The organism is Stenotrophomonas sp. YJH_SMC_64 (assembly GCF_059371375.1).
Genome location: NZ_JCAFUN010000010.1, coordinates 180,446 through 199,811 on the forward strand (window position 1 = coordinate 180,446; position 19,366 = coordinate 199,811).

At 66.0% G+C, this 19,366-nt stretch carries 22 protein-coding genes; 9 read left to right on the plus strand and 13 right to left on the minus strand.

The window, feature by feature from the left end; all coding sequences use genetic code 11:
• Nucleotides 1-14: 14 nt before the first annotated feature.
• The 4 genes from AC5P9L_RS12770 to AC5P9L_RS12785 form a co-directional block, all read right to left on the minus strand.
• Nucleotides 15-992 carry an MsnO8 family LLM class oxidoreductase gene (locus tag AC5P9L_RS12770; RefSeq protein ID WP_065184097.1) on the minus strand — a complete coding sequence of 326 codons (978 nt, stop codon included), beginning with the start codon at nucleotides 990-992 and terminating at the stop codon, nucleotides 15-17.
• Between the two features lie 14 nt (nucleotides 993-1,006).
• On the minus strand, nucleotides 1,007-1,369 hold the full coding sequence (locus tag AC5P9L_RS12775) for a DUF3088 family protein (protein WP_005409341.1): 363 nt from the start codon (nucleotides 1,367-1,369) through the stop codon (nucleotides 1,007-1,009).
• A 157-nt stretch (nucleotides 1,370-1,526) separates the two neighbouring features.
• A complete protein-coding gene (gene msuE, locus AC5P9L_RS12780) occupies nucleotides 1,527-2,108 on the minus strand; it encodes an FMN reductase (RefSeq protein WP_005413123.1) in 582 nt (193 codons plus the stop codon).
• Between the two features lie 52 nt (nucleotides 2,109-2,160).
• Nucleotides 2,161-4,737 carry a TonB-dependent receptor plug domain-containing protein gene (locus tag AC5P9L_RS12785; protein WP_227415234.1) on the minus strand — a complete coding sequence of 859 codons (2,577 nt, stop codon included), beginning with the start codon at nucleotides 4,735-4,737 and terminating at the stop codon, nucleotides 2,161-2,163.
• Between the two features lie 478 nt (nucleotides 4,738-5,215).
• Between AC5P9L_RS12785 and ftrA the strand changes: the two genes are divergently transcribed.
• From ftrA to AC5P9L_RS12800, 3 genes are all read left to right on the plus strand, one after another.
• Entirely contained in the window at nucleotides 5,216-6,217 is a 1,002-nt protein-coding gene (ftrA, locus tag AC5P9L_RS12790; RefSeq protein ID WP_227416065.1) for a transcriptional regulator FtrA, read from the plus strand.
• Between the two features lie 95 nt (nucleotides 6,218-6,312).
• Nucleotides 6,313-6,747 (plus strand): BLUF domain-containing protein, encoded by a 435-nt coding sequence (locus tag AC5P9L_RS12795; RefSeq protein WP_227416066.1) that lies wholly within the window; start codon nucleotides 6,313-6,315, stop codon nucleotides 6,745-6,747.
• 23 nt (nucleotides 6,748-6,770) lie between these two features.
• Nucleotides 6,771-7,322, plus strand: coding sequence for a chemotaxis protein CheW (locus AC5P9L_RS12800; RefSeq protein WP_261280112.1), 552 nt, complete (start codon nucleotides 6,771-6,773; stop codon nucleotides 7,320-7,322).
• 11 nt (nucleotides 7,323-7,333) lie between these two features.
• On the opposite strand, the gene AC5P9L_RS12805 is transcribed toward AC5P9L_RS12800, so the two are convergent.
• The 4 genes from AC5P9L_RS12805 to AC5P9L_RS12820 form a co-directional block, all read right to left on the minus strand.
• Nucleotides 7,334-7,834, minus strand: a complete 501-nt coding sequence (locus tag AC5P9L_RS12805) for a hypothetical protein (protein ID WP_059034233.1) — start codon at nucleotides 7,832-7,834, stop codon at nucleotides 7,334-7,336.
• A gap of 92 nt (nucleotides 7,835-7,926) precedes the next feature.
• Nucleotides 7,927-8,514 carry a TetR/AcrR family transcriptional regulator gene (locus AC5P9L_RS12810; protein WP_012479976.1) on the minus strand — a complete coding sequence of 196 codons (588 nt, stop codon included), beginning with the start codon at nucleotides 8,512-8,514 and terminating at the stop codon, nucleotides 7,927-7,929.
• 86 nt (nucleotides 8,515-8,600) lie between these two features.
• A complete protein-coding gene (locus AC5P9L_RS12815; protein ID WP_279915594.1) occupies nucleotides 8,601-10,370 on the minus strand; it encodes an oleate hydratase in 1,770 nt (589 codons plus the stop codon).
• A 94-nt stretch (nucleotides 10,371-10,464) separates the two neighbouring features.
• Nucleotides 10,465-10,989, minus strand: coding sequence for a GNAT family N-acetyltransferase (locus AC5P9L_RS12820; RefSeq protein ID WP_005413051.1), 525 nt, complete (start codon nucleotides 10,987-10,989; stop codon nucleotides 10,465-10,467).
• A gap of 165 nt (nucleotides 10,990-11,154) precedes the next feature.
• Between AC5P9L_RS12820 and AC5P9L_RS12825 the strand changes: the two genes are divergently transcribed.
• The 3 genes from AC5P9L_RS12825 to AC5P9L_RS12835 are packed head-to-tail and all read left to right on the plus strand — an operon-like array spanning nucleotide 11,155 to nucleotide 12,414.
• Nucleotides 11,155-11,610 carry an SRPBCC family protein gene (locus tag AC5P9L_RS12825; protein ID WP_005409331.1) on the plus strand — a complete coding sequence of 152 codons (456 nt, stop codon included), beginning with the start codon at nucleotides 11,155-11,157 and terminating at the stop codon, nucleotides 11,608-11,610.
• A 10-nt stretch (nucleotides 11,611-11,620) separates the two neighbouring features.
• Nucleotides 11,621-11,953: an ArsR/SmtB family transcription factor gene (locus AC5P9L_RS12830; protein ID WP_279915593.1), complete on the plus strand. Its 333-nt coding sequence runs from the start codon at nucleotides 11,621-11,623 to the stop codon at nucleotides 11,951-11,953.
• 2 nt (nucleotides 11,954-11,955) lie between these two features.
• Nucleotides 11,956-12,414, plus strand: coding sequence for an SRPBCC family protein (locus tag AC5P9L_RS12835; RefSeq protein WP_005409329.1), 459 nt, complete (start codon nucleotides 11,956-11,958; stop codon nucleotides 12,412-12,414).
• Between the two features lie 54 nt (nucleotides 12,415-12,468).
• Here AC5P9L_RS12835 and AC5P9L_RS12840 read toward each other — a convergent pair whose 3' ends face one another.
• On the minus strand, nucleotides 12,469-13,755 hold the full coding sequence (locus AC5P9L_RS12840) for an alpha/beta hydrolase family protein (protein WP_227416073.1): 1,287 nt from the start codon (nucleotides 13,753-13,755) through the stop codon (nucleotides 12,469-12,471).
• 145 nt (nucleotides 13,756-13,900) lie between these two features.
• Here AC5P9L_RS12840 and AC5P9L_RS12845 point away from each other — a divergent pair, with 145 nt between their 5' ends.
• Both AC5P9L_RS12845 and AC5P9L_RS12850 read left to right on the plus strand, forming a co-directional pair.
• Nucleotides 13,901-14,278 (plus strand): DUF4180 domain-containing protein, encoded by a 378-nt coding sequence (locus tag AC5P9L_RS12845; protein ID WP_049403163.1) that lies wholly within the window; start codon nucleotides 13,901-13,903, stop codon nucleotides 14,276-14,278.
• Between the two features lie 97 nt (nucleotides 14,279-14,375).
• Nucleotides 14,376-15,140: a COG4705 family protein gene (locus AC5P9L_RS12850; RefSeq protein ID WP_060380221.1), complete on the plus strand. Its 765-nt coding sequence runs from the start codon at nucleotides 14,376-14,378 to the stop codon at nucleotides 15,138-15,140.
• On the opposite strand, the gene AC5P9L_RS12855 is transcribed toward AC5P9L_RS12850, so the two are convergent.
• From AC5P9L_RS12855 to AC5P9L_RS12870, 4 genes are all read right to left on the minus strand, one after another.
• Nucleotides 15,137-15,919, minus strand: a complete 783-nt coding sequence (locus AC5P9L_RS12855) for a 3-hydroxybutyrate dehydrogenase (protein WP_495230634.1) — start codon at nucleotides 15,917-15,919, stop codon at nucleotides 15,137-15,139. The two genes, AC5P9L_RS12850 and AC5P9L_RS12855, sit on opposite strands and share 4 nt — an antisense overlap.
• Before the next feature lie 83 nt (nucleotides 15,920-16,002).
• Nucleotides 16,003-16,482, minus strand: a complete 480-nt coding sequence (locus tag AC5P9L_RS12860) for a hypothetical protein (RefSeq protein WP_223846398.1) — start codon at nucleotides 16,480-16,482, stop codon at nucleotides 16,003-16,005.
• A gap of 74 nt (nucleotides 16,483-16,556) precedes the next feature.
• Complete coding sequence (locus AC5P9L_RS12865; protein WP_171968851.1) at nucleotides 16,557-17,288, minus strand: hypothetical protein; 732 nt, start codon at nucleotides 17,286-17,288, stop codon at nucleotides 16,557-16,559.
• 98 nt (nucleotides 17,289-17,386) lie between these two features.
• Entirely contained in the window at nucleotides 17,387-18,226 is an 840-nt protein-coding gene (locus AC5P9L_RS12870) for a type 1 glutamine amidotransferase domain-containing protein (RefSeq protein ID WP_171968850.1), read from the minus strand.
• 97 nt (nucleotides 18,227-18,323) lie between these two features.
• Between AC5P9L_RS12870 and AC5P9L_RS12875 the strand changes: the two genes are divergently transcribed.
• On the plus strand, nucleotides 18,324-19,241 hold the full coding sequence (locus tag AC5P9L_RS12875; RefSeq protein ID WP_099484504.1) for a LysR family transcriptional regulator: 918 nt from the start codon (nucleotides 18,324-18,326) through the stop codon (nucleotides 19,239-19,241).
• The last annotated feature ends 125 nt before the right edge of the window (nucleotides 19,242-19,366 follow it).

The window sequence follows — 19,366 nt, forward strand, 5'->3', positions numbered from 1 at the left end:
ATCGCTCCTGCAGGTCAGGCCACCGCCGCGCGCGGCGCGGGCGACAGCAGTTCAAGGGATGTCAGGCGTGCGTCGAGGTCGGCCACCGGCGCATCGAGGATGAATTCACCCACGCCGAAGCGCCGATGCAGCGCGTCCAGTTCGCCGCGCACGTGCTGCGCATCGCCAGACAACACGCTCGGGCGTGTTTCCTCGATGCGGAAGTCGGCCACGCCCACTTGGCGTGCGTACTCGGCAGCCGCTTCGGGGCTGGGCAGGTTCACCGTCTGCCCGGGACCAAGGTGCAGCTTGTAGACGCGTAGCGCACCGATATGACGCGCTGCGGCTTCGGCAGTCGGCGCGGCGAAGGCCACCGTAGCCAGCAGCGGTGGCTGCGAGGAGACGTTGCGGTAGGCGTCGAACGCGGCCTCGATGTGCTTAGGGTCGCCGTCGAAGTGCGCGGCGTAGACGAAACGCCAGCCCAGCTCGGCCGCCTGCCGTGCACTCTGCGGGCTGGCACCGAGCAGAAAGCGCTCCGGCGCCCGCTGCGGAATCGGCCGCGCCAGCACATCGGCGTCGGCGCCGGACAGATAGCCCTCAAGATCGCGCAGTTGCTGGTCGAAGTCGGCGAACGCCGGGCGCCCCGCTGCCAATGCAGCGGTAGAGGCCGGCAGGCCGCCGGGCGCCTTGCCCACGCCCAGGTCAACACGACCTGGCGCCAGCGCCGCCAGCAGGTTGAAGTTCTCCGCCACCTTGTACGGCGCGTAGTGGCGCAGCATGACCCCACCACTGCCGATGCGGATGCGCCGGGTCTGCGCCAGCACCCAGGCCGCCAGAACTTCCGGTGCGGGGCTGGCCAACGTCGGCGCGGCGTGGTGCTCGGCAAACCAGTAGCGGTGATAGCCCAGCTGTTCGGCGCGCTGCGCCAGCTGCAGGCTGTTGCGCAGCGCCTGCTCCGGCGAGGCGCCTTCGGCCACCGGGCTCTTGTCCAACACGCTGATCTGATAGCTCATGGTCGCGTCCTCGCTCAGGGATGGGCCACGGGGATGCCGAGCAACCCGTTCAGCGCGGCCAGGATCGGCTCGGCACCGGAGATGTACTGGCGGTCCTGGTGCACGCCACTCGCGAGGTCACTGCGCACGCCCTGCGGCAGCACCAGCTTCGGCAGCGACTGGTCCTGCTCGCCGATTTCGGCGATCACCTCCCGGCGCGGCCGCGCGAAGCCGATGCGGCGCACGTCCAGCTGCGCGTCCAGGCCGTCGATGCTCGACAGCGCACCTTCCAGCAACAGGCTGTGCCGGCAGAAGAAGCGCTGGCCGGGAATCTGTCCGTCCTCGAACTCACGGTCGAGCAGGAACAGGATGGGCTTGTCGGTTGCGTCCAGACTCACGGGGTCGTCCTCATCGGGGGGCGGAAATGCGATGCCGCTTCGATATCGATGCTAGAGATGACGGCGGTCGGCACGGCGATGCCAGGCGACAATCGGCGGTCAGATCCGGCCATGCAGATGCGCCTTGGCCATAAGCAAAGCGCCGCCGGTTATGCCGTCAGGCGATCCTTCGCAGCGGCGCCGGTACCGCCAGCGCCTGCGAAGCCAGATGCCCTGCCGCGCGCTCGGCCGCCAGTGCGATGCGCGCCTGCAAGGCTGCACTGTTGATGTGCTCGCCATCGAAGTCGGCAGGCGTGGCATACACCCCGATCGGCAGCGTGTGCGCCTGCAGGAAACTGAACAACGGCCGCAACTGGTGGTCGATCACTAACGCATGGCGCTCGCTGCCACCGGTCGCCGCCAGCAGCACCGGCGTATCCACCAGCGCTTCCAGACCGATGAAATCGACCAGGTGCTTGAACAGCCCGGGATAGGAACCGCGATACACCGGCGCCGCCACCACCAGCAGACCGGCCGCCTCGATTGCCTGCAGTGCCTGCTCTACGGCTGGCTCCGCTTCATCGCGCGACAGCGACTGCCCCAGCGAACGCGCGATCGGCGCCAGCTCCACCAGCTCCACGCTGGCATGCACCCGCTGCTGCAACGACTCCAACAAGTGCCGCACCAGCAGCAACGTGCGCGATGTCGCCGAACTGGTCGGCGACCCCACCACTGCCACCACCTTCAATGCAGAAGACATGAAATGCTCCTCGATGATGCCAAACTACGTCCGGCCGCCTTTGGCGTGAACCTCAAAACCGGTAACTGACCCGCCCGTACCAGTACGCGCCGACGTTGCTCAACACGTCGCCGTTGTCCCAGGTCGTCTCGATGCTCGCCACATCGGTGGCACTGCGCGCGTACTCCGGCACCTTGCGGGTGCGCTTGTCGAACACGTTGTTGATACCCAGAGCCGCGCTCCAGCCCGCACCCAGCTCCACGCCACCGGACAGGTTGGTCACCAGCACCGGCGGCTGCCTGTACTCCACGCCGTTGTTCAGGCGCTTGATCGGGCCGTAGTAGGTGAAGTCCACATTCGAGCGCCAGCGCCCGTTCTGCCAGCCCAGCCCCGCCACCTGCGTGTAGCTGGGCGTACGGAAGCGCAGCGCGTACTCGCTGCTCTTGGTCAACAGGTTGATGTTCGGCAGCCCCTGCAGCGCCGCCGGAATGTCGTTGATCTTCTGGATGGTGGTGCGCCCCACGTTGGCCGCATAGCTCCAGCGCAGCTTGCCCCAGGCCGTTTCCTGGTTCGCTTCCACGGTCAGCTCGACGCCGCGCGTACGGGTATTGCCCACGTTGGTGAAGTAGCTGGCGTAGAACGCATCACCCGGCAGGATGCTGATGCCGGCCGACCCGAGCAGCGCATCGATGGTGTTCTTCTGCGCCGCAGTCAGCACCGTGCCGCTGTTGTCGGTGATGCGCGCTGGATCCTGCGCGTTGTAGCCGATCTGGCTGGACTGGCCGAGCTGGCCACGGATGTCGATCTGGTAGGCATCCACGGCCAGATGGAACGCAGGGCTCGGGTCCCAGGTCACGCCCAGGCTGTAGTTGGTGGCCTTTTCCGGCTTCAGCGGCGTAGCACCCAGCGCAACCGCTGCCGGCGAAGACACCTGCGCCACCAGCGTGGTACCGCACGGGCAGCTGCCAGTGGCCTGGTAGAACTGCGCGCCCAGGCTGGGCGCGTGGAAACCGTTGCTGACCGTGGCACGCACGCCCAGCGCATCGGTGAAGTCGAAGCGCGTGGTCAGGCGGCCGGTGGAGACACTGCCGAAGTCCGAATGGTCTTCCCAGCGCGCCGCCGCATCCAGATACCAGCGCGAGGTGATGTTGGTGGCTGCACCCACATAGACCGCCTTGCTGTTGCGCGTCGCCTTCACCGCATCGGCGGTGGAGTAGCCCACGAACGCGGCGGCGCCGAAGCCGGTGTACGACTCCCACTGCCCGGCCCCGCGTTCGTACTGTTCGTGCTGGTACTCGGCGCCCGCGCTCACCTCCAGCGGCGACGCAAACGCCGCCACCTCGAAGCCGCGGCGCAGGTCCAGGTTGGCGATGCCCTGCTGGTAGTCCAGCTTGCCGTCATAGAAGTCAGTGGGCGAGCCGGGGTACGGCAACGAGTAGTTCACCGAGTTGCGGGTATAGGTACGCACCGTGCTGCGGTTGCCGGTCAGGCTGGCGTCGTAGTCCCAGCCTGCCACCTGCCCTTTCACGCCCGCAGTGCCGGTGTACTGCTTCTCCTTGGTTTCCAGCACGGGTAGGAAGCCATCGGGAAACACGCTCAGCACCCCGGGCGCCTTGTAGGTGGTGAAGATGGTCGCCGGCAGGCGGAAGTTCTGGATCGCCTGCGCGGTGCGATCGCTGGCGGTGGCATTGGCGTAGAACTGCGCGCTCTCGCCCAGGCCATGGCCCACGTTCACCGCGAACGCCTTCAGCGCATACGACGGGGAGCTGAGGATGGTGTTGGCCTCGGCATTGCGGCTGGCTTCGGCCGGGTTCGGCGATGCGCCGGCCGGCAACCGGTTGTTCGGGCGCAGTGCGACCAGATTGCCGCTACCATCCACCGCCGGGTAGCTCAGGTAGCCATCGATGTAACGGCGGGTACGGATCGCGTGGTGCTGACGGGTGGTCTCGCCGGACAGGTTGACGAAGCCATCGGCACCCCACGGCAGGCCCACGTTGGCACGCACGCTGGTTCGCGAGCCATCGCCATCAATGCTCTGCCCGCTTTCCACGGCGAGCTCGCCACCGTGCGCCTGCGACTTCAGGATCACGTTGACCACACCGGTAATCGCATCGGAGCCATAGATGGCAGACGCACCATCGCGCAGCACTTCCACGTGGTCGATGGCCGACACCGGAATCAACGCCAGGTCCGCCCACGCATGGCCTGGGAAGCCGCCCCCATTGGCACCGCTTACATAGGCACTGGCATTGCGGCGCTTGCCGTTCACCAGCACCAGCGTGTAGCCGGGCGACAGGTTGCGCAGCTGGTAGCCACGGATCAGGCTCTCCTGGTCGCTCTGGTAGCCACCAATCTGGCTGAGCGACGGCAGTGCGCGCTGCAGTGCTTCCAGCAGGTTGGCCTGGCCGGTGGCGGTGAGGTCTTCGGCTGAGATCACGTCGATCGGCGTGGAACTGTTCTTCACCGTACGCGTACTGGTGCGCGAGCCGGTCACCACCACCGCATCCAGCGTGGACGCGGCCACGTCGGCCGCCGCGGCGGCGGCAGCAGGATCCGCATCGGCTTCAGCCGCATGGCTGGGCGAAGCGGCGAGGATGGCTGTGATCAGAACAGCGAGAGTACTCAGGACAGGGGCGTGGGCGGCAGGCATGGGGGCTCGTGGGGGGTGGGCCGGAAACACGCTTCCATTCAAGGGCCTGTCCGCCCACCGCGACAGGCGCGATCGCGTCACCCAGCCGTAACATCCGGCCACCCACATGACCGCTGGTAATGACGTTAGGCAGCCCTGCGCACCACTCCCATGGGATGGCGATGGGCAATCGACGCTGGATGATGTGCGGCGGGCGGCGGGCGGCGGGCGGTGGGTGATGGGTGATGGGTGATGGGTGATGGGCGGCGGGCGGCGGGCGGCGGGCGGCAACCTACGGGGGTAGAGTCGACTGTCAGTCGACTATCGCGCGCAGCGCGGGCTTCCAGGCGGTATCGCCAACAGCAGTCGACTAACAGTCGACTCTACCCCGTCGGGTGCCCAAGCCAGACGAATGCCCCCCCGTACACATGCTCCACAGGCATCACCTCATGCCCGCGCAGCATTCTGCGGCGCACATCACCACCCGTAGCATCAAGCCATGCCCAGCCCACCCGCCGATCCCAGCGCACCGCTCGTCGCCATCGTTGCCTGCCACGGCCAGGGCCTGTTCGAGTTCGGCTGTGCGGTTGGCCTGTTCGCGCCGGTGCGGCCGGAACTCGGCGTGGCCTGGTATCGCACCCAGCTGTGCGCGGGTGAACCCGGTGCGCTGCGCATGCTCGGCGGAACGCAGGTCCAACTCCCCTACGATCTCAGCAGCGTTGATGACGCCGACATCATCGTCATTCCCGGTTGGCGCGAGCCCAGCGAGCGCCCACCGCAGGCACTGCTCGACGCACTGGTCCGTGCCCACGCACGCGGCGCGCGCATCGCCTCGATCTGCTCCGGTGCCTTCGTGCTGGCGTGGGCCGGGCTGCTCGATGGCCGCCAGGCCACCACCCACTGGCGCCTCACCGAAGCGCTGGCGCGCGAGTTCCCGCGCATCGATGTGCGCGAAGATGCACTGTATGTAGACACCGGCAGCATCATCACCTCGGCCGGCTCGGCGACCGGCATGGACATGATGTTGCACATGGTGCGCAAGGATTACGGCGCGCGCGTGGCCAACCTGGTGGCCGAGCGACTGGTACTGGCGCCATGGCGCGATGCCGAACGCAGCCAGCGCGTCAGCCGCGCCATTCCGCATGGCGAGCCCACGCGGCTGGCAAAGCTGATGGAGTGGATGCGCCGCAACCTGCGCGAACCGCATTCACTTGGCAGCCTCGCCGAGCAGGCGGCCCTCAGCCAACGCACCCTGCAGCGGCAGTTCCTGGAGGCCACCGGCCTGTCGCCGATCGACTGGCTGATCCGCGAGCGCGTCGCCTACGCCCGCGAGCTGCTGGAAACCACCGATCGGCCGCTGCAGTGGATTGCCGAGCAGGCTGGATTTGGTTCGCAGGAATCGTTCCGTCGGCACTTCCGGGGCCAGGTCGATGCGAGCCCTACCGAGTACCGCAGCCAGCATCGCGGCGGTGTTGGCGCGGATCGGCTGGTGGGCTGCTGATCCAGCTCAGCGCACTCCAGCGCCACGTGAGAAAAGGCTCACGGCGGACGGTGGAGACCCACGTATAGTGATGGGCGTCACACGAAGCCCCTTCCATGCTCCACGCATTTGCTTACTCCAGCCACATGTCGGCTGGGCTTTCCGATGAAACCCTCCGCCAGATCGTCTCGGGCTCTGCCGCGTTCAATCGCCGAGTGGACGTTACCGGAGCGCTGCTCGTCGACGGGCAGCGGTTTTTCCAGTACATCGAAGGCCCGCCCGACGGCCTGGAGGCGGTCAGGCGCCGCATCCAGGACAGTCGTTCGCACGCCGCCGTCACCCCGGTACTGGACATGGCAATCGGCGCACGCGCCGTACCCTACTGGGCGATGACCCGCATCAAGACCGGGCAGATCGTCGTGTCCGGGCTGGTCAATGCGCGATGGGACGAATTTGGCCATTCCGTTCCAGGCATGGATCAGCTCGTTGGCCTGCTGCGTCCGCATTTCCCACGCATCGGCACCGTCGAGCCGCCACGCGCCCCCGCCTGATACAGACTGAACCGACGCCTTGCGTGCGCCTGCCGACGCGGCCGTGCGCTACGTTCGGGCGTCATCATCAGGATCCTCCTTCCCGCTGTCTTCGCCACGCCCATCGCATGCCAGTACCCGCCCCACCTGCAATGGAAAAACGCGCATCGCCCGCCGACCTGTTCGAGATCGTCATCGTGCGTGCAGGCAACGCCCTGTTCGCGATCGACATCCAGGCTGCCGTCGAAATTCGCGGCTTGGAGGCATTCGGCCCTGCAGACCGCAACGGCAGGCCGACCCTGGAAGTCCGTGGGCAGCCATTACCCGTGGTCGACCTGCGCCGCATGAGCGGCCAAGCGGCATTCGACGGTGGCAGCCCGGCCATGCTGTTGATCAATGCCGGTACCGCAACGCTGGCGCTGGCCGTGGATGAGGTGCTGGAGATCGAGACACCGGACGCGAGCGCACGCGTCCCCGAGCGTGCCGCAGGCCGATCGTTCGGCTTCTGCAGCCGGCATATTCAACTTGACCCGGCGCGCTCGGCGGCACTGATCGAACCGGTGGCACTGCTGGGCGCACTTGCCGCGCCGGAGTGACCGGCGGCGTCTCAGGATCGTCCTGCCAAGGCACGGTTTCGCAGCCTCCAGCACTGCGCGGCAACGCCGATCACGAACACCACCAGGCAGACCAGCAGCGTGTGCAGCACCACCGGGGCCATCGGCGCGGCAGCAAACGGATGCGCTGCCGGCACGCGGGTCAGCGTTTCGTTGACGCCGGGCACCAACGACAGCAGGAAGCTGAAAGACAGCGCAAACGTCGATGCATAAGGTGCTGCGCGCCCCAGCCAGCGCAGCCGCGCGGCCAGCACGCCGCCGAATGCCACCAGCAGCACGATCACCCCGAATGCGTGGCCGGGGTTGATCCCGCCCGTGCTGGACACGGTGAACGAGGTGGCCACCGACAGCACCAGCCCCACCAGGTACAGCTTGCCCGCGCGCGTGGCGGGATCGATTGCGCGATGGCGAATGAAGGCATACAGGCCACTCAACACCGGGATCAGGCTGACAGCGGTATGGATCACGCCAAGCGTGGACAGAGGGTGGGACATGGGACATCTCCAGGGATAGAATGAACCTACTAGTAGGTAGGCATTGGACTCAAAAAGAAGGCCCGCGTCGCCGCAGGCCCACCACACATCTCTCAGGACGCCGCGCTCACCCGCGCGATCGCCAACCGTGCCAGTGCCGCGAAGGTCGCCGCGTCACCAAAACCGCGCGCGGCCAGCATCGCGCCGTGCACCGAGGACATGAACGCCCTGGCCTCGTCCGCAGGGGAACCCTGCAGGCGCAACTGGCCCAGCGCCGCGCCCTTCTCCAGCGTCACCGTCAGCCACCCGCTCAGATCCTCGAAATGCCCGCGCACTTCATCGGCAATCTCCGCAGGGATCATCGGCGCCTCCGCTGCCAGCATCGCGCAGATGCAGAACGACGACGTCCCCCCTGCAATGCAGCTGGACCAGTACTCCACATAGGCGTTGAGCTCCTGCAGCGGGTCGTCCAGCTGCCGGTCCAGCAGCGCCAGGCCTTCGCGCGCCTCGGCCCGGTACAGTTCAACCACCGTGCGCACCAGGTCGGCCTTGCTGGGGAAGTGGTGATGGATGCTGGCCTTGCTGATGTTCACCCGCGCGGACACGTCGGCGTAGCTGAAGCCGTTGTAGCCACCGGCCTCCAGCAGCGAACGGGCATGGGCCAGGATCTCCTGGGCCTTGGGCGAGAGCGACTCTTTCATGTCGCCAACCTACTAGTAGGTTGAAACGCTGTCAACTACCCGCTGCCGGGCTCGCCGGGCATGGCCCGGCGCTACCCACGCCCCGCTCAGTCCTCCTGCACCAGCTTGAACTCGCGCAGCAGACCACCGATCTGGGTCTTGTCCAGCTTGTTCATCAGCAGGTTGCGCAGGAACGCTGGCCCGGGAATGTCCAGTTCCTTGCCATCACGCAGGCGCCCGGTCGCGGCCAGCAGCGAGCGCACGTCATACGTGGAATTGAACACCTCCGGCACGCCACGCTCGATCCCCAGCAAGGTGTACACCGCCTCCATCGGCGTGCGCACCGAGTACTCGGTGGTGAAGATGCAGTCGCGCTGCTTCGATTCGGCGAACTGGCCGATGAAAGCGAAGTTCACCGCACCTTCCGGCACCACGTCCGGGCGGTCACCTGCCTGGCGTGGCATGAAGAACGCCGTGATGTACGGCATCATCACCGGCACTGTCTTCGCGCCGGTCGCGGCCAGCTCATCGATCTCTTCCACCGGCACGCCCAGGTGATACAGCCATTCACGCGTGATCTCCTCGCCGGTGCAGTCCTGCATCGGCTTCTTCACGTAGTCGCCGGGCGTATCCACGAACAACGAATACACCCAGACCACGATCTGGTCCTTGGGCTGGTTCCTGAAATGTGGCTGGCGATTCACCGTCCAGCTCATCAGCCAGCGCGAGTCGCGCACGCTGACGATGCCGCCGGTCACCACTTTGCCGCTGAAGGGATCGCGCTTGGCGATCTTCTGGATGTAGGCCGGAATGCGCGCATCCAGCGTGGTCACCGTTGCCGATTCCCACTTGGTTTCTGGAATGTGCGCGCCGAACACATCCGGACGCCCGAACGCGTCATCCTTCGCGGCAATGCGGCGCCACAGGTCCCAGGCAGGCGCCGGGCCTTCGTTCAGGCGTGCCGCAGTGTGGTGGTCGCCACTATCCGAGTTCTCGGTCAGCGAACCGATGGTCATGAACAGCAGATCATCCGCGCCGAGATCCACGCCACCGGCTACACCGTCATGCATCCAATGGATGCGCGTGGCCTGCTTGCGGTCCGGCTGCAGATCAAAGTCGACGTCGGTCACCTCGGTACCGTACTGGAACACCACGCCCTGGTCCTGCAACCACTTCACCAGCGGCAGCACCAGCGATTCGTACTGGTTGTACTTCGTGAACTTCAGCGCCGAGAAATCCGGCAGGCCGCCGATATGGTGGATGAAGCGATGCAGGTACAGCTTCATCTCCAGCGCCGAATGCCACTCTTCGAACGCGAACATGGTTCGCCAGTACAGCCAGAAGTTGCTGTCCAGGAAATCACGGCCCAGTACTTCGTTGATGCGCTTGTTCTCCATCTCCTGACGGGTGGCCAGGAACAGCGCGATGATGTCCTTCTGTGCCTGCTCGGTGAGTGTGAACAGACCGTCGGTGTGCGCATCTTCGCCGCGATTGATGGTGGCGCGCTGCAGCGAATAGTTCGGGTCGTCCTTGTTCAACCAGTAGAACTCATCCAGCACGCTGGCATCCTCGATCTCCAGCGACGGAATCGAGCGGAACAGGTCCCACAGGCACTCGAAATGATCTTCCATCTCGCGGCCACCACGGATCACGAAACCCTTTTCCGGCACCTTCAGGCCATCCAGCGCACCGCCAGGAATCTGCTGCTGTTCAAGAATGGTGATGCGTTCACCGGCCATGCGCCCATCGCGCACCAGGAACGCGGCGCCGGCCAGCGAGGCCAGCCCCGACCCCACAAACCAGGCGCGCTTGCCATCGACACCGGCGGGCTTGCGCGGGCGCGCGAAGGCTTCGTAGTTGCCACTGCTGTAGTACATGCGCTGCTGCTTCCTGGAGGGGGTGACCCCACTCTAGCGCCGAACCGATGTACCGATTCCTGCATGCATGCTGCGACCGAATGACGCAGCGGCGTCAGAGCTGGCGGCCCAGCAGCATGCCTGGCCAGCCGTCCACGTTGAACGGCGCAATTCGCGTGTAGCCGCAGGACTCGTAGAAGCGCACCAGATCACCGCTGCCTCCGCCATAGCAGTCCACGCGCAGATGGTCGAGGCCGGCAGCGCGCGCCTGCTCATCGGCAAACGCCATCAGGCGACGGCCAATGCCGCGCACGCGCGCATCACGCGAGGCCACCAATACCCGCACGTACAGCTCCGGCCCATCGGGCGCCGGCACATAGGGCATCGACTCGCCCAGCGCCAAGAACGCACGCACCTCACCCTGCTCGTTCTGGGCCACCCATGCGCCAGGCAGCGCGCACGCATCGGTCACCTGGGTGATCCGGCGTGGCACCGTGGACCATGGCTCGCTGCCCCATTGCTGCAGATTGCCGATCGACACGAACCATTCGATCACCTCGTCGAACAGCGCCAGCACCGCAGGGGCATCTGCCGCACTGGCGCGGCGGATGGTCAAGGTGTCCTTTCCTGTTTCAGTCATGCACGTACTCCTGTCAACGCGTCAATCAGCTGTCACGAGGATGCCGGCCAGCGGCCAGCACTACCAGGGTCGGAAGTCCCTGGGCCGGATTTGCCATGCAGGCATTTACCTGCATATAGTCCATCCCAAGGGCGGCGCCTGCCGGCCCATCGCGAGGAACCTGCAATGGTGGATATCGCACACAGGGTCGGCATCAAGGCCCCCGCAAGCCAGGTGTATCAAGCCTTGGCCACCCCCGAAGGCGTCGCCGCCTGGTGGGCCGAAGACACTCACGGCGCCCGCGAGACCGGCGGCACGGTCAAGGTCCGTTTCACCAATAACGGCCAGGAAATCGGTGCCATGGAAATGCAGCTGGAACAGCTCATTCCCGGCGAGCTGGTGCTCTGGAAGTTCCTGGCCGGCCCTGCCGAATGGATCGGCACGCATGCGCGTTTCGCGCTGAAACAGGAAGGCGATTACTGCATCGTCCTGTTCACCCATGAAGGCTGGAAAGAGCGCGTCGAGTTCACCTCCCACTGCAGCACAAAGTGGGCGGTGTTCCTGATGAGCCTGAAGGCCCTGCTGGAGACCGGCAAGGGCCAGCCCAACCCCCACGACGTCAGGATCGACAACTGGAATTGAAGACATCCCCATGGCGGTAGACCACGTGCGCGACGCAGACAAGGTGTTCAAGGCACTGGCCGATCCCACGCGCCGGACGCTGCTGGATCTGCTCTGCGAACACAACGGCCAGACCCTGGGCCAGCTGTGCGAGCACCTGGACATGGCCCGGCAATCGGTCACTCAGCACCTGGGTCTTCTGGAAAACGCCAACCTGATCAGCACTGTGCGCCGTGGCCGCGAGAAGCTGCACTTCATCAACCCGGTACCGCTGCATGAAGTCTACGAGCGCTGGGTACGCAAGTTCGAGCAGCAGCGCCTGAGCCTGCTGCATGACCTGAAACGCGAACTGGAAGGAGAATGACGATGTCTGCAGAGTCAACCCGCTTCATCCACGTGATCTACATCGCGTCCACGCCACAGAAGGTGTTCGAGGCCATCACCCGCCCCGAGATCGCCAGCCGCTATTGGGGCCACGAGAACGTATCGGACTGGAAGCCCGGCTCGCGCTGGCAGCACGTGCGTGCCAACGAAACGCGCTCGGTCGAGCTGGTCGGTGAAGTGGTGGAAAGCACCCCGCCCTCGCGCCTGGTCATCACCTGGGCCGCCGCCTCGCAGGCCGACAACCCGGATGCTTACAGCCGCGTCACCTTCGACATCGTGCCCTATCAGGACATGGTGCGGCTGACGGTTACCCATGAGGAGCTGGAACCGGGCAGCGGCATGGATACCGGCATCCGCCAGGGCTGGCCGATCGTGCTGTCGAGCCTGAAGTCGCTGCTGGAAACCGGCAAGGGATTGGACGTATTTGCGAAGCCGAACTGAGTCGTGCCGCAATCGGCGGCGGACCGCCATCCGCCGCTGGCGCTCCCCATCCGGTCAATCGCTCAATCTGCGCGCACGCCCATAACTGCCATGCACATCCTGCTTGATCCAATCGGCCAGCAGGCGCAGGTAGCCGTCGGTGATCCGCGTCGACACGCGATTGCCCTCGGCATCGGTGCGGAACTCGACCATGCCGTGGTCGGTATCCGGGAACAGGTAGGTGTCGATCGGTTGCCCCGACGCGCGCAGGCGCGACAGGATCGAACGCGTGGCGGCAATCGGCGCGGCGCGGTCCTGCTCGGCCAGCACCCACAGCAACGGCACCTTCAGGCGGCGCAGCGCGGCCCCGGCGTCGTAGTCCCAGATCAGCTCCAGGTTGTCGAATCGGGCGCGGCCGATCCGGCGCAGGTCGGCGTCACTCATGCGCAGCATGTCGCCGCTGTATTCGCCGCTGATGTTCTTTGCCCACGGTGCGGCACCGATCTGCGTACGCACCTTCGCCAGCGCCTCAAACCCTTCATTGAAATGCGTGCGCATCAACTGCGCGGTCGCGTCTGAAAGCTGGCCGACCTGCTTCATCGCCGTTGCATCCAGCTGCATGCGGCGTGCCTCGTCGAACAGCTGCTCGCGGTCCTCCTCGATGGGTGACACCACCAGGCCGAAACCGATCGCCACGAAATCCGCCTGCGAGCGCGTCGCCGCCAGCGGCGCGATCCACCCGCCCTGGCTGCCACCGAAGTAGCCGGCCCGACCGAAACGCCCCGCCGCCAGCTCACGTGCCTTGGCAAGCGCCGCCGCCGCATCGTCGGCCAGCAGTTCGAAGTTCTGCGTGTACTCCCCTTCCGAATCGCCGGTCCCACGCTTCTGGTAAGCGAACACCGAAATCCCCTGCGCCACCAGCACGCGCTGGTAGATGGCCGCCACCGCCATCGTGCGTTCCGAGCCGTGCACCAGCACCACCAGCGGCCGCATCGGGTCGGCCGGGCCGGCCGGTTCGATCAACTGCCCGACCAGCTTGGTTCCCGCACTGATGAACGTTGCATCGGTATCGCGGGTCGGCAGTCGCTGCCAGCGCTGCGTCGCTCCCGCAGGCGACCTGAAGCTGACCACATCGCCGCTGCAGCTCACCGGTGCGTTGGCATCGCCGGTGGCGCCACGTCGCCCGTCCAGCATCAGATAGCGCTGGCCCGTGGCCGGTGCCGCAGCGGGTGCGCCGAGCACCACGATGTTGCCCTGCCCGTCACCGTAGGCACTGGCCGTGCATAGCTCGGCGGCCGCGGCCGGCAGGCCAGAACACACCAGCACCGCCATCAACAACGAACGTCCTTTCCACCCTGCCATGCCCTTTCCCGGTATCGTGAACCCGCCCCGTGCGGGCGCCCGGCGCAGCCTAGCGCGTTCGTTCGCCAGATTCATGCTGCATCTGCTTACTGTTGGCCTCTCCCATGGCCATACTGGGCGGACGATACGAACTTCAGAGCGCACGATGCACACACATGTCGAACAGATCGGCAGCACCCGCGTCCTGCGCAGCGCCGATACAGGCCCGCTTCTGGATGGCAACGCCCTGCGCGACCTGGTCGGCGATGCCCTTGGGCACCAGGCCGAGTGGATCGCCGTGCCGGTGCAGCGCCTATCGGCAGACTTCTTCGAGCTGCGCTCCGGCATGGCCGGGCAATGGCTGCAGATGCTGGTGAACTACCGCCTGCACTTCGCCGTCCTGGGCGATGTCAGCGGCTATCGCGCACAGAGCGAATCGCTGGACGCGTGGATCACCGAGTGCAACCGTGGGCACAACGGCTGCTTCGTGGCCGACTGGGACGCCCTGCTGGCACGCCTGCCGGCCCCCGCCAGCACCGGCTGAACGCCGCCCCCACGCTCACTCTCGCCGAACCCGGTTCCGACCGCGCTCTGACGCCCGCCGCCACAGCATCACCCGCAGGCTCCCCAGGCGACGCTCGATGAGTGTTTCAGACGCAGATTCCCTGCACAGCAAAGTGGCGGCGGTCACCCTCGGTTTCTGGGTGATGAAGATCGCCGCCACCACCCTCGGCGAGACTGCGGGCGACCTGCTGTCGATGACGCTCAACCTCGGCTACGTGGCCAGCTCGGCCATCCTGCTGGCGATCTTTGCCGGCCTGCTGGGCATGCAGTTGTCGGCGCGGCGCTTCCACCCGGTGCTGTTCTGGTCGGTAGTGCTGGCGACCAGCACCGCCGGCACCACCATGTCCGACCTGATCGACCGCACGCTCGGCCTGGGCTACGCCACCGGCGCCAGTCTGCTGGCCGGCTGCCTGGCGCTGGTGCTGCTGGCTTGGCGGGTGTCGGAAAAGTCGATCTCGGTCAGCAACATCGCATCGCGCCGCGCCGAAGGCTTCTACTGGACCGCCGTGCTGTTCTCCAACACCCTCGGCACCGCGCTGGGTGATTTCCTCGCCGACGATTCCGGGCTGGGCTTCACCGGCGGCGCACTGCTGATCGGCAGCCTCATCGCGCTCACCGCACTGGCCAGCCGCATCACGGGCATCAACCGGGTCATCCTGTTCTGGATCGCCTTCGTGCTCACCCGCCCGTTCGGCGCCACCTTCGGCGATCTGCTCACCAAGCCGCTGGAAAAGGGCGGCCTGGGCTTCGGCACGGTGGGCTCGTCGCTGGTGCTGTTCACCATTCTCGCCACGCTGGTGGCATTGCCCATGCTGCAGCGTAAAGCACAGCCAGCCAGCTAGCGCGCCGTCCAGCCCCCATCCACCGGCAGCGCCGTGCCGGTGATCTGTGCAGCGGCATCCGAGGCCAGGAACACCACCATCTCGCCCAGCTGCTCGGGCGTTACAAACTGCAACGAGGGCTGCTTCTCAGCCAGCAGCGCACGCGCGGCGGTCTCCTGATCCGTGCCATCGCGCTCGGCCAACGCGGTGATCTGCTGCTCGACCAGCGCCGTCCGCACCCAGCCCGGGCAGATCGCATTGGCGGTGATGCCGGTGCCCGCATTCTCCAGCGCGGTGACCTTGGTGAACCCCACCACGCCATGCTTGGCCGCCACGTAGGCCGACTTGTTCACCGAGCCCACCAGCCCATGCACCGACGCGATGTTGATGATGCGGCCGGCGCCCTGCTGCTTCATGTGCGGCAAGGCCGCCGCCGTTGCATGGAACACCGCCGACAGGTTCAGCGCCAGGATCGCATCCCACTTGTCGACCGGAAATTCCTCGATCGGCGCGGTGTGCTGGATGCCCGCGTTGTTTACCAGGATGTCGATGCGGCCCATCGTCGCGACGGCATGCTCAATCATCCGGCGCACTGCCTCGCCACGGGAAAGATCGGCGCCGTCATGCGCCACGCGCACGCCGAACTCGGTTTCCAGCTTGGAACGGATGCGTTCGATCTCCGCCGCATCGCCGAAGCCATTCAGCACGATATCGGCACCTTGCCGCGCCAGGGCTATGGCAATGCCAAGACCGATACCACTGGTGGAGCCGGTGACCACCGCAACCTTTCCACTGAACATGGGCGAGCTTCCATCGGGCACAGGCGGCCAGTGTAGCGTCACCGGCTCGCCGCTTTAACTGACACCCTCAAGTCGGCCCACAGCTAGAAGCGGATGCCTGCCCGATCAACGGTTGCCAACGGGTTGGCCTTCCGCACCGCCTCCAGGAACAGCAGGAAGTCGCGGTTGAACAGCGTCAGGTTGTTGGTGAACGTCACGCACTTTCTGCCCGACGCTTTGCTGAAACACACCTGCCAGACATAGCGCCCGTAGATCCTGTCGGACGTTCGTATGACTGAGGTGATCTGCGAAAGCGGAACCGCCGTGGGCACCGGCCCACGCCGCAGGTAAAAGGACGCCGCATCAAAGAAGTAGTGCTCCCGATCCTCTTTTCCATCCACCATCACCAGGGTCATGGACTTACCGGAAATCCGGCGAGGGGGATTCAAACGCAGCCCGGATTCCAATGCAGAACGCGCGGCCGCTGACATTCGCCGAAGGATGAACCAAAGGATCACCAACGGAAGCGCCGCAACGACAATGAAGCCTGCAGTCTTCAAAACAGTTTCCAGCGTGCTTGGCACACAGATCTCCAGGATGAACTTTCAGGCGATGCCCAATCCACGCCATGCGTGGATGACTCTCCCCCAACGCCTTTTCACTTCCAATGATCCGGCCCCAGGAACGGCAGGCTCAGCACAAACACCGGAACCGCCACAGGGATCAACGCCGCGCCGAGCACCTTGCCCGCCGCCGAACCCGCACCCGGCTTGTCCTCCCTCTCCGGCAGGATCCGCTGCGCCCGCGCATTGATCGGCTGTGCAAGCTTCCCTTTCTCCGCCAGCACCGCAGCATCCGGCAACTGCACCCGTTCGCCGTCGCCCTCGAACAGCGCGCTGTAATAGCTGCCGCCCTTCCTTGAAAGATTGCAGGCGCGATCAAACGCCAGCGCGTAACGGGTCCGGTCCATCGGCAGGTAGTAGCGCGCCCGCTCCTCCACGGCCTTGGCCTCACGCGGGGGGACCTCAATCCGCTCCAGCTTGAACTGCGCGGCCTGCTCCGCCGTTACCTGCTCCGGCCGCAGCAGCAGCGCATAGCTGCCTTGCACCTTGGCCTTGTTGGCCGGGTCACGCCAATCCTCATGGAAGTACATCTGCGCGCAGGCCACCGCCCCGCGCAGCGGGCTGTCCATCAACGCCCGGTACTCGCGGAACGGCGCGGCATTGAAGCGCATCGGCTCGTCATAGCGCGGCAGCAGGTACAGCTGGCCGTCGTCGGCCACGAACGCACTGGTGATCTCGCGGCTTGAGGCGTGCTCCTCCGGGCCACTGGCACAGCCGGACAGCAAGCCAAGGCACAAGGCGGAGAGAATGAAGAAGGACGTTCGCATGTCGTGTTCGAGGGCTTCCCTGGAAAACCGGCCTCGTCGATAAGGACGAGACCAGTCCGCCATGGTGCCACGGCACCGCACGCGATGCAGAACCCGCCTTACTTCAACCGTTCCACCAACCGCTGCCCCACCTCCATCGCCGAAGCCGGGTTCTGCCCGGTAATCAGCTCGCGGTCCACCACCACATGCCCGGTCCACGGCGCAGCATTACTGCTGAACTTGGCCCCCGCCTGCTGCAGCGCGGTCTGCGGGTAGAACTTCATCTCACCGCCACCCAGCAGCGGTTTGGCCTGCTCTTCTTCCTGGTTGCTGATCACCGTCATCTGGTAGCCGCTGTAAATCCACCTCGGCATGGCCGACGTCGCCCCCGCTTCCAGCGTCGCCACGAAACCCGCCGCATCCGGCAGCGTGGACAGCAGCGCGATCGGCCCGTGGCAGACCAGCGCAGTGGTCTTGTTGCGCTGGTGGAAGTCGGCCAGCAACCGGCCCAGCGCCGGGCTCTTCAGCAGGTCCTGCATCGGCGCGTGGCCACCGGGAATGTAGACCGCATCGAAACGCGCGTAGCCCTGCTGCTCCACGCGCGCCAGGCTGACCACCGGCGAGGCGGTCGGCGAGGTCAGCGCCAGTTTTTCCAGCAGGTCCTTGTGCAGTTTGAGCTGCGCCGCATCGTCGCCGAAGTAGGCCGGCGTCACCGAGGACGCATCCACCGTCGGCGCCCGCCCCTGCGGCGTGGCGAAGGTCACCTCGTGGCCCGCGTCCAGCAGCAGCTTGACCGGCTGCATCAGCTCATTGAGATAGAAGCCGGTGGACAGCACCTTGCCGTCCTTCAGGTCCAGGTGGTTTTCGTCGGACAGCACCACCAGCACGTTGGCGGCCTGCGCGCCGCTGGCGGTCAGAGCGAGGGCCAGCGCTGCGGCCAGCCGGGTCATCAGGTTCATGGGGTAGCTCCTATCGGGGAATGGCGGCCACTTTATTCATCGCCCCAGCGGCGATAAATTGGCCCCATCGCAAAACATCTGTTCCCCGGAGAGCCAAATGAGCCGCAAGTTCGACTACCTGGGCGATGTGGAGGTGTTCCTGGCGGTGGTCGAGCACGGCTCGTTCACGGCCGGCGCAGTGGCGCTGTCCACCACGCCCTCGGTGCTGAGCCGCGCGGTCACCCGCCTGGAAGCGCGGCTGGGCCGGCAGCTGCTGCAGCGGACCACCCGCCGCGTGGGCCTGACCGACGCCGGGCGGCTCTATCTGGAACAGGTGCGCACTGCCTTTGGCCTGCTGGACGACGCCGAGCGCGACGTACTGGCCCAGGACGGCGCGCTGGCCGGCCGCGTGCGCCTGAGCGTGCCCACCACCTATGGCCACTACCGGCTGCCGCCTGTGCTGGCGCGCTTTGCGCAGCAGTACCCGCAGGTGCAGGTGGAACTGAACATCACCAACCGCAACGTGGACCTGGTGGCCGAAGGCTTCGATCTGGCCATCCGTCTGGGCCAGCTGCCGGACAGCGGGCTGGTGGGGCGGAAGCTGGAGGATGCGCCACTGCTGTTGGTGGCTTCGCCGGAGTACCTGCAGCACCGGGGTACGCCGCAGACGCTGGACGACCTGCAGCAGCACCTGTGCCTGCCCTTCGTCATGCCGCGTACCGGGCGGCTGGCGCCGTGGATCTTCCGCGACGGCGGGCGCGACGTGGAGTGGCTGCCGCGTTCGTCCATCGAGACCTCCGACGATGTGCTGGGCGTGGTGTCGCTGGCCGAACAGGGCATCGGCATCTGCCAGAGCTACGAATTCATCGTGCGCGAGCGGTTGCAGCGCGGGCAGCTGGTAGAAGTGCTGCCGCAGCTGCGGGGGCGGTCGCGGCCGTTCTCGGTGATCTATGCGCCGCATCGGCGGCAGTCGGCCGCGGCGCGGGCAATGATTGAGTTGCTGGTGGGGAATGCGACTGAGGATCGCGCTGGTTGAAGCAGGAAGGCTCCTTGGCGGTGTCGGGTTTGAACCGATTTTCGGGGTGTGCGCTCTGTCGGGTGCCACTGCCTGCCAAGGCTGACTAAGAACTGTTGCAAAGAAGACCGTCGCGCTATTCGCTT

What these genes read in the sequence shown, in the direction of transcription:
- AC5P9L_RS12770 (WP_065184097.1), bottom strand. Translation starts at nt 992, where the DNA reads ATGAGCTATCAGATCAGCGTGTTGGACAAGAGCCCGGTGGCCGAAGGC.
- msuE (WP_005413123.1), bottom strand. Translation starts at nt 2,108, where the DNA reads ATGTCTTCTGCATTGAAGGTGGTGGCAGTGGTGGGGTCGCCGACCAGT.
- AC5P9L_RS12785 (WP_227415234.1), bottom strand. Translation starts at nt 4,737, where the DNA reads ATGCCTGCCGCCCACGCCCCTGTCCTGAGTACTCTCGCTGTTCTGATC.
- ftrA (WP_227416065.1), top strand. Translation starts at nt 5,216, where the DNA reads ATGCCCAGCCCACCCGCCGATCCCAGCGCACCGCTCGTCGCCATCGTT.
- AC5P9L_RS12795 (WP_227416066.1), top strand. Translation starts at nt 6,313, where the DNA reads ATGCTCCACGCATTTGCTTACTCCAGCCACATGTCGGCTGGGCTTTCC.
- AC5P9L_RS12805 (WP_059034233.1), bottom strand. Translation starts at nt 7,834, where the DNA reads ATGTCCCACCCTCTGTCCACGCTTGGCGTGATCCATACCGCTGTCAGC.
- AC5P9L_RS12810 (WP_012479976.1), bottom strand. Translation starts at nt 8,514, where the DNA reads ATGAAAGAGTCGCTCTCGCCCAAGGCCCAGGAGATCCTGGCCCATGCC.
- AC5P9L_RS12815 (WP_279915594.1), bottom strand. Translation starts at nt 10,370, where the DNA reads ATGTACTACAGCAGTGGCAACTACGAAGCCTTCGCGCGCCCGCGCAAG.
- AC5P9L_RS12820 (WP_005413051.1), bottom strand. Translation starts at nt 10,989, where the DNA reads ATGACTGAAACAGGAAAGGACACCTTGACCATCCGCCGCGCCAGTGCG.
- AC5P9L_RS12825 (WP_005409331.1), top strand. Translation starts at nt 11,155, where the DNA reads ATGGTGGATATCGCACACAGGGTCGGCATCAAGGCCCCCGCAAGCCAG.
- AC5P9L_RS12830 (WP_279915593.1), top strand. Translation starts at nt 11,621, where the DNA reads ATGGCGGTAGACCACGTGCGCGACGCAGACAAGGTGTTCAAGGCACTG.
- AC5P9L_RS12835 (WP_005409329.1), top strand. Translation starts at nt 11,956, where the DNA reads ATGTCTGCAGAGTCAACCCGCTTCATCCACGTGATCTACATCGCGTCC.
- AC5P9L_RS12840 (WP_227416073.1), bottom strand. Translation starts at nt 13,755, where the DNA reads ATGGCAGGGTGGAAAGGACGTTCGTTGTTGATGGCGGTGCTGGTGTGT.
- AC5P9L_RS12845 (WP_049403163.1), top strand. Translation starts at nt 13,901, where the DNA reads ATGCACACACATGTCGAACAGATCGGCAGCACCCGCGTCCTGCGCAGC.
- AC5P9L_RS12850 (WP_060380221.1), top strand. Translation starts at nt 14,376, where the DNA reads ATGAGTGTTTCAGACGCAGATTCCCTGCACAGCAAAGTGGCGGCGGTC.
- AC5P9L_RS12855 (WP_495230634.1), bottom strand. Translation starts at nt 15,919, where the DNA reads ATGTTCAGTGGAAAGGTTGCGGTGGTCACCGGCTCCACCAGTGGTATC.
- AC5P9L_RS12865 (WP_171968851.1), bottom strand. Translation starts at nt 17,288, where the DNA reads ATGCGAACGTCCTTCTTCATTCTCTCCGCCTTGTGCCTTGGCTTGCTG.
- AC5P9L_RS12870 (WP_171968850.1), bottom strand. Translation starts at nt 18,226, where the DNA reads ATGAACCTGATGACCCGGCTGGCCGCAGCGCTGGCCCTCGCTCTGACC.
- AC5P9L_RS12875 (WP_099484504.1), top strand. Translation starts at nt 18,324, where the DNA reads ATGAGCCGCAAGTTCGACTACCTGGGCGATGTGGAGGTGTTCCTGGCG.